Origin of the sequence: uncultured Thiohalocapsa sp. (assembly GCF_913062725.1) — a bacterium.
GTDB lineage: Bacteria > Pseudomonadota > Gammaproteobacteria > Chromatiales > Chromatiaceae > Thiohalocapsa.
Genome location: NZ_CAJXWY010000101.1, coordinates 1 through 7,864, shown reverse-complemented (window position 1 = coordinate 7,864; position 7,864 = coordinate 1). Strand labels below are relative to the sequence as shown.

The following is a 7,864-nucleotide window of genomic DNA, read 5'->3' as shown; positions in this document are numbered from 1 at the left end:
CGTGACCAATTGCTGACCTGGGTGCATGCCATTCGATGGAAGCCGCCGTTTGGCGCCATTCACCTCACGGATTCACGCACCAATTAGAGATCGTGTCGGGATGTCAAATGAAAAGACCATACCGTCGCAACTTCCACGCCTTAGTGGCGCAGAACGCGCAGATCGACCAGCTCACCCGGGGCATGTTCCAGGCCGCCGCCCGCATCACCCCGCTGGTGGAAGAGAACCTGGCAGTCGCCAGCACGCGCATGGCCCGGCAGAGCGCCGCCATCGCCGACGACGCCACCCGGCGCACGCAGTGGAGCCTGCTCGTGGCCATCATCACGCCGCTGTTGGGCTTTGTGCTGGCCCTGGTGATTACCGCCCGCATCGTGCATCCAGTGCGACGCATGGTGGGCCTGCTCGATCAGATGACGCGCGAGGTCCCGCGCGAGCGCTTGGAGGCCGACCCGGCCGGGCGCGACGAGATCAATGCCATGGCCATAGCCCTCAACACCCTCGCCGACCATCGGGCACGCTTTTCGGAGTGGTGGCGCCATTCCATGCAGGCAGCCACCGCCTGCCGTGACATGACCGAGATGGCCGACGGTGACGAGCGCCTCGAGGCCGCCCTTGAGATGCGCAAGGCGTTCGGGGCCAAGCTCGCGCAGTTGAACAACGAGCGCCAGCGCATGCTGGACCACGCGGCCCGCCTGGAAGCGATCGCCACACAACAGCCAGGCAACTCCCGAGGGCGCGCGCATGCCGTCGAGCTGTCAAGTCTTGCGAGTGACCTGCGCACCCTGGCACGCGTGGTGGCCGGCGGCTGAAAAAACCTGGTAAAAAACTCGTGAAAGGGTGCAGGCGGATGGGTAAACTCCGGATACCAACCCGCGCAGCTCAGCTCGCCCGCGATGCCAGAGCCCATCAGCCCGCTCGACCCCGCCGCCCCGCCCGGTCCGGTCGTCGCCGCCGTGCGCTTCGATGAAGTGGGACGGCACTGCCTGCGACAAGCCCTGCGCGCGGCGGCGCATCAGCACCGACCCGCCATCGCGCTGCACATCCTGCACGAAACCGCACGCACCGCCGGCCTTTATCGTCGCCACGACGACGGCGACGTGCTCCGACCCAATCTCGATGTAGCCGCCGAGCTGCTGACCGGGCTCACCGCCGAGGCGCTGGCCGACGAGCCCGAAGCGCGTGGTGACGCCCTGCGCCAGCTGGTCGTCCCCGGGCTGCCGAAGCAGCGGATCATCGAAGTGGCCCGACTCACCCATGCCGGGCTCATCGTCATCGGCGGCCGACCGCTGACCGGTCTCGATCGGCTCTTGCGGCGCGACGTCACCGGCGCGGTGCTCAGACGGGCGCCGTGCCCGGTCATGGTCGTGGATGCCGCCGGCAATCGTCTCGACCCGCGCCATCTGCGGCCCCTGCCGCCCAATCACACGCTGCCGCCCGCCGTGGAGACCACCTGAGCCCGCGCGGCCCGCCCCCGCGCCCCAATGCCGGGCCCGCACCCCAAAGCGCCCGCCCGCGGCGGCGACCAAGAGCACCGAAGGGTGCGGCGACCGGCGCATCCAGCATCAGAGATCCGCCGCGGGCTCGCCAGGATGACACTCCGCCGCAAGCCGGCCGAGCACCACCTGGCGGATACGTCGCTCCGAGGCGTTTTGTACCTGGATCTCGAGCCCGTCCAGCACCAGACGCTCGCCCTGGGAGGGAATACGCCCGGTATGCTGGAGGATCCATCGGTTGACGGTGTCGGTGGGCTTGCCGGGGAGCTCGAGCTGGAAGAACTCCTCTACGCAGCGCACCTCCATATGGCCATCCACCAGAATATGATCGCTATCCAGGACCTTGTGCTGCCTCGGTAACTCATCCACTTCATCATAGATCTCACCGACCAGCTCCTCGACCAGATCCTCCAGCGTGACGACACCGTCGAGGTAGCCGGTCTCGTCCACCACCACTGCCATGTGCTGCTTTTCCCGCCGCAGCAGCGGGAGCAGCACATCGAGCTTCTGGTTATCCGGCACGTACAGCGGTGACCGGGCGATGCTAAAAGCATCCGCCTCCAGCGCACCGGACGCGACCTGCTGAAACAGGTCGCGCAAAAACAGGATCTTCAGAATCTCGTTGGAGTCGGCGCCGTGCAACGGTATGCGTGAATAGGGCTGCGCCAGGACTTCCGGCAGGATCTCCGCCAGGCTGCGCCGGCCATCCAACATAAAGACGCGCCGCATCGGGGTCATCACGTCGGACGCCTTGAGGTCGTTGAGGATGAACACCCGCTCGATCATCTCGCGCTCGTCCGCCTCGATGGTGCCCTCCTCCTCCCCGTGCTCGGTCATGCTGATGAGCTCGGCCTCGGTCACCACAGGGTCGCCATACTCGCCGGTCAGCCGCTGTACCCAATTGGTGAATCGACTGAAGAGCCAGACCAGGGGGTAGATGGCATGCATGAAGCCGACCAGTCCCGGTGCGATCGCCAGCGAAATGCGCTCGGAATAACGTGTGGCCAGGCTCTTCGGCGTGATCTCGCCGAAAATCAGGATCAGTGCCGTCAGCACGCCCACCGCAACGCCCGGCCCGAGATGGCCGAGCCAGCGGGTGGCCAGCACGGTGGCGATGGCGGAAGCGGCGATATTGACGACGTTGTTGCCGATGAGGATGGTGATCAGCATGCGCGCAGGATCGCTCTTCAGCCGATACAGCGCCACAGCACCGGGGCGTCCCTCATGGTTCAACGCCTCCGCCCGTGCGAGTGAAATGGACACCAACGCTGTCTCCGAGCCGGAGAACAGACCCGAGAGGAGCAGCAACACGAGCAGCGTCAGCAGTTCTTGCATAGTATTTCGAGGAACGCGTCCGAGACGCACCGATGAGCACAGACGGCCATTATCTTTATACTGGTGGCGACACCGCTGCCAGCCAGCCACACCCGCCGGGTTGCCCGTCCGAGGCTGCCGCGTCCCGGCGCCGGGGGCTCACCACACAGGCTCAGGCCGAGTCAGAGGTCGTAACGGAATCGTAACATTAGCGCGTCGACGCTCTAACCCCGCAGGGTCAACCGCGACTGCGATGCGCAGACCCCGCGGCGCGCATGGCCCGCGGCGGCATCGGCACCGGGGAGCCTGATCACCGCCGGGCATCGGCGGGCGACCTCCCCCGGCGGTGCCTGCTGGCCCGGGCGGGATGGCCATCGACGTAGCTCAGCCGCGGAGAGTCCATCATGAGTACAGACGAAGGTGCTATCCACACTCAGGTCGACGCTCTGCGTCAAGCCCTCGCCCGCAACAAGCGCAAGCGGGTCCGGCGCCTGCTCAGGATGATGCATCCGGCGAAGATCGCCAGCTTGCTGGAAACCCTGACACCCGCGCAGCGCGTCGGTGTCTGGCAGCAAATCGATGAGCCAGTGGAGCACAAGGTGCTGGCACACATCTCGCCGGCGCTGCAGACGCAGCTCACCCGCGACGCCGGCGCCGGCGAACCGGCCGAGCAGGCGGCGACGCTGCACGCGGGCAGCGCCGCCGACGTATCGGATACGGCGGACGAAACCCAGCTGCGCGTGGTGCTGGAGGCCCTGGAGAGCGGCAAGCTCAAACGCATCGGCCGACTGTTTCGCAAACTACACCCCGCACGCATCGCCGGCTTGCTGGAATCTCTGCCCGCCGCTGACCGCGCGGCGGCCTGGGATATGCTCGAGCACGAGCGCATGGGGAAAGTGCTGCGGCATCTGCATGAAGCGGTGCGCCGGCGGCTGGCCGCAGAAATGGAGCTGGACGACCTGGTGGATGCCGCCCGGACCATGGCCCCTGACGATTTGGTGGATCTTATCCAGGACCTGCCGGGAAGCCTCGGCCGGGAGATTCTCCAGACCCTGAACCAGCGCGAGCGGGTGCGGGTGGAATCCATGCTGTCCTATCCCGAGGACAGCGCCGGCGGCCTGATGAACCTGGACCAGATCGCGGTGCGCCCGGACATCAAGGTGGGCACGTTGTTGCGCTATCTGCGCTTGCTGGAAGACCTGCCACCGAACACCGACAAGTTCTACATCGTCGACCGTAACCGCCGCTACCAGGGCATCGTACGCGCCCGCCGGGTGCTCACCGCCAAGCCCGAGACACCCATCGTCGAGCTGATGGAGACCGACTTCGAGCCGGTGACGGCGGCCACGCCCGCAACGGACATCGCCCACCGCTTCGAGACCCAGGATCTCATCTCGGTGCCAGTGGTGGACGCCGCCGGTGTGCTCCTGGGGCGTATCACCGTGGATGATGTGGTCGACGTTATCCGCGACCAGGCGGAGCATTCCATGATGGGCATGGCTGGACTCGACGAGGAAACGGACATGTTCGCCCCGGTGCTGGCCAGTAGCCGACGGCGAGCCGTCTGGCTCGGCATCAATCTGGTGACGGCCTTCCTGGCCGCCTGGGTCATCGGCTTGTTCGAGCACACACTGGAGCAGGTGGTGGCGCTGGCGGTGCTGATGCCCATCGTCGCCAGCATGGGCGGCATCGCCGGCAGCCAGACGCTGACATTGGTTATCCGCGGGCTCGCGACGGGTCAGTTGGGCACGGTCAACACGCCTATCCTGTTGTTGAAGGAAATCAGCATCGGGCTCCTCAATGGCCTGCTCTGGGCGCTGGTGGTGGCGGCGCTCGCCATCGCCTGGTTCGGCAATTGGGCCATCGGCGGCATCATCGCCGCCGCCATCTTGCTCAACCTGTTCTGCGCCGCCCTGGCCGGGGTGGTGATCCCCCTCATCATGCGCCGGCTTGGCATCGATCCGGCACTGGCGGGTAGTGTGGTCCTGACGACGGTCACCGACGTCGTCGGATTTCTCGCCTTTCTGGGGCTGGCCACCCTGCTGTTGCTTTAACAAAAGCACAACGGCGCCGTTACCGCCGCGGTGCGGTCCCAGCGCCCCGCGGCACGGCCCAGGTCATCCGGCGCTGCGCCCCGGGCGCCGCAAGCTCAGCCGCTCGTAATGTGCACCTCGAATTGCGAAAACAGCATGCGCGTTGTCGCCATGCGGTAGATGAGCGCGTTCAGCCAGTCCGCCAGCAACAGCTCCAGATCCGGCGCTTCGCAGGCGATGTCGAGCGCCGTCCGCGGCTGCACCGCCGCCGGATCGCAGACGATGGCCGTGAGCGCCAGCGCCGCCTGGCTGAAGGCCTCCGCCGGGCTGGCGCCGACGCCCTCCACGCCGATATCGGCGCGGTGCTCGAAGTGTCGCCAGCCGGGCACAGATGGCGGTCGATCAGGGCTCGGATCGCTGCGGTGGGGGGCGTGCGCTGGCATGCCTGGCTCCATGCGGTACCAAGACTCACGACTCGTTGGCGGCCGGGTGGACGGATGTGGATGCCCGCCGTTTCGCCCTCGGACTGCGCCTTCGGGGTTTGGCCCCGGATTACAGGGTCTCTCTTGTTGCAACCACCGGGTGGGTCATTTACGGTCAACGCTCTGGCGCGAGGCGCGCTGCCTGCTGGCCGAGCGCAGTGACGACGGCATGCCCTTCGATCCCCTGCAGAACGCCGCGCCGGTCCTGACGGCCGACATCGAAGCACGACCCGTCGGCGGCCTCGGGCTCCACTTCGGATGCCACTTCGCGGACGACGTCGGCTATCGCCATCGCCATGGCAGGAATGACCTGCGCTTGACCACACGACTCACCGACCAGAGCAATCTCGAGTAATGCAAATCACCGAAGAAAAGACGGAGCAGGCGCTGATTCTCAACGTCAGCGGCCGCATCGACAGCAAAACCGCCCCCGATCTCCAATCCCAGCTCATGGCATCGGTCAGTCATGCACCGACGATCCTGGTGGATCTGGCGGATACGGAATACATGTCCAGCGCCGGTTTACGGGTCATTCTCATGGGTGCGAAGGCGTGCAAGAAAGATCAGCGGGGATTCGGTCTCTGCTGCGTGCAGGCGCCGGTGCACGAGGTTCTGCAGATCAGCGGCTTCCTGTCCATCATCGACGCCTATCCGACCCGCGATGAGGCGCTGGCGGTGCTGTCCGGCTAAGCCCTGCAACGGCTGCTTACCGATGCAGCGGGCGACCGCCGCAGAGCGGGCGCTGTCGGGGCGAGCGCCGCTGCGATGCACCGCCATCCGGCTGTGGCTTGCGGCCTGGCTAGTGCACATGCTCGTCGTCGTCGGCCCGGCCAGCGCCGACGACCGCAACCTGCGCGTCGCCTGGTCCGACCAGCCGCCCTACCAGTACCTCGAGCACAACCACAAGCGCGAGTTCCCCACGGGTGTCGATCTGGAGATCATGCGTGAGGCGGCGGCCCGCGCCGGCCTGAGCGTCACCTTTCAGTATCAGCCCTTCGGCGAATCACTGCGGCGACTCGCGGCCGGCGACATCGACGCCGTGGTGGGGGCCTACGACACGGCGGCAAGGCGGGCCTACGCCGATGTCTCGAGCCCCTACCGGCTGGGGCTGGATCGGATCTTTCTCCCGCCGGACAGCGAGATTGCGGCAACGGATTCGGCAGCCGCCATCGCCGAGGAGCTGCGCCAACGCGGATTGCGCCTGGCGGTGGTCGCCGATTTCGACTGGGGCGCGGACGGCGCCGCTGCCATCGAGACATTGCGCCGGCACGACCTGATTCTGGAAACCGACAGTCTGCCCGAAAGCGTCGCCGCGGTCCTGGATGGCGCCGCGGACGGATTCCTGGGTGATCAGCTGAGCGGACTGGCGCTGTTATCGCTGTGGGATGCCCAACACATCAACCCGCTGCCCTGGGTCGTCCAGCAACGCGGCATCCATATCCTGCTGGCGCGGGAGACACTCCCCGACTGGCAGTTGGCGCGCTTCAATGACGCCCTCGAGGGGATGATCGCCGACGGTACCGTCGACCACATTCTGCAGCAATTCACCAATCCACTCGCGATCGGCGTGGTCTTCCACAACAGTTGGGTCGAGATCTTCTTTGTTGTTGGTATCATCGCCTTTTCCATCTCCGGCATTGTCATCGCCCGCCAAGGCGAGTACTCCATTTTCGGCGCCTTCGTGCTGGCCTCCCTGCCGGCACTCGGCGGCGGCGTCCTGCGCGATATCCTGCTGCTGCGCAAGCCGGATTTCTTCGATGCCCCGGGCATGATCTATACCTGTCTGCTCACCATCCTGGTGGGCTACCTGTTCAACCGGTTTCTCGACGCCGTACGCGGGCGCGCGCTGTGGTTCTTCGACCTGGTGAACCTGTTCGTGCGTTTGCGCCGGCGCGCCGACCCGAGGCTGGCGCTGGAGTTTTTCGATGCCATCGGCCTGGCCCTGTTCACCGTGGTCGCCATCTCCATCACCGCCGAAGAAGGCCTGGCGCCACTGTGGTTTTGGGGGCCACTGATCGGGGCGCTCAGCGCCACCGGCGGCGCCATTCTCCGCGACATGATTCGCAGCGAGGCACACAACCCCATTCTGCATACGAGCTTCTACGGCGAGACCGCCATCCTCTGGGGCGTGCTGCTCGCCTTATTCCTGCAGTTCGAAGGCCCCTACGCCACCACCGATCAGGTGCTGCTCGCCGTCGCCTTCTGCGTGGGGGGCATTATCGTCACGCGCATGAGCTTCGTGATCTTCAAAATCCCGACGCCCAAATATTGATGCTGGTGGCGCGCTGCGCCTGAGCGGTCGCCGTCGGCGGCGTACCGTCGTCATGATCACCCACGAGTCGGACATGGCCGCCGATGCGCGTCGCATGGTGCACCTTCGCAACGGGCTGGTGGCGGCGGCAGAGCCCTGATGCTCGGCAACAGTCGCCTGCTCGCCATCCCCCATCGAGGCCCTGCGGCATGAATATACCCGTCGCATCTCGGTTTTCGCTTTCTGCGGGCTGGGTTGCGGCTGGCGGGGGTCTCGACAGCAGGGATGCTG

8 protein-coding genes are annotated in these 7,864 nt (G+C 66.1%); 6 read left to right on the top strand and 2 right to left on the bottom strand.

Annotation, left to right across the window (positions count from 1 at the left end; genetic code table 11):
- Positions 1-107 precede the first annotated feature (107 nt).
- Both QZ588_RS17305 and QZ588_RS17300 read left to right on the top strand, forming a co-directional pair.
- Entirely contained in the window at positions 108-809 is a 702-nt protein-coding gene (locus tag QZ588_RS17305; protein ID WP_295544277.1) for a hypothetical protein, read from the top strand.
- A gap of 84 nt (positions 810-893) precedes the next feature.
- Positions 894-1,454, top strand: coding sequence for a universal stress protein (locus QZ588_RS17300; RefSeq protein WP_295544276.1), 561 nt, complete (start codon positions 894-896; stop codon positions 1,452-1,454).
- Positions 1,455-1,562: 108 nt separating this feature from the next.
- On the opposite strand, the gene QZ588_RS17295 is transcribed toward QZ588_RS17300, so the two are convergent.
- Positions 1,563-2,828, bottom strand: a complete 1,266-nt coding sequence (locus QZ588_RS17295) for a hemolysin family protein (protein WP_295544274.1) — start codon at positions 2,826-2,828, stop codon at positions 1,563-1,565.
- Between the two features lie 383 nt (positions 2,829-3,211).
- On the opposite strand from QZ588_RS17295, the gene mgtE reads away from it, so the two are divergent.
- On the top strand, positions 3,212-4,861 hold the full coding sequence (gene mgtE, locus QZ588_RS17290) for a magnesium transporter (RefSeq protein WP_295544272.1): 1,650 nt from the start codon (positions 3,212-3,214) through the stop codon (positions 4,859-4,861).
- Between the two features lie 95 nt (positions 4,862-4,956).
- Here mgtE and QZ588_RS17285 read toward each other — a convergent pair whose 3' ends face one another.
- Entirely contained in the window at positions 4,957-5,283 is a 327-nt protein-coding gene (locus QZ588_RS17285) for an archease (protein WP_295544270.1), read from the bottom strand.
- On the opposite strand from QZ588_RS17285, the gene QZ588_RS18200 reads away from it, so the two are divergent.
- The 3 genes from QZ588_RS18200 (at position 5,282) to QZ588_RS17270 (ending at position 7,594) form a co-directional block, all read left to right on the top strand.
- Positions 5,282-5,677, top strand: a complete 396-nt coding sequence (locus QZ588_RS18200) for an ATP-binding protein (RefSeq protein WP_366929604.1) — start codon at positions 5,282-5,284, stop codon at positions 5,675-5,677. The genes QZ588_RS17285 and QZ588_RS18200 overlap by 2 nt on opposite strands.
- Positions 5,677-6,012: an STAS domain-containing protein gene (locus QZ588_RS17275; protein WP_295544267.1), complete on the top strand. Its 336-nt coding sequence runs from the start codon at positions 5,677-5,679 to the stop codon at positions 6,010-6,012. Before QZ588_RS18200 ends, QZ588_RS17275 begins: the two co-directional genes overlap by 1 nt.
- A 118-nt stretch (positions 6,013-6,130) precedes the next feature.
- Positions 6,131-7,594 (top strand): TRIC cation channel family protein, encoded by a 1,464-nt coding sequence (locus tag QZ588_RS17270; protein ID WP_295544265.1) that lies wholly within the window; start codon positions 6,131-6,133, stop codon positions 7,592-7,594.
- Positions 7,595-7,864: the final 270 nt, after the last annotated feature.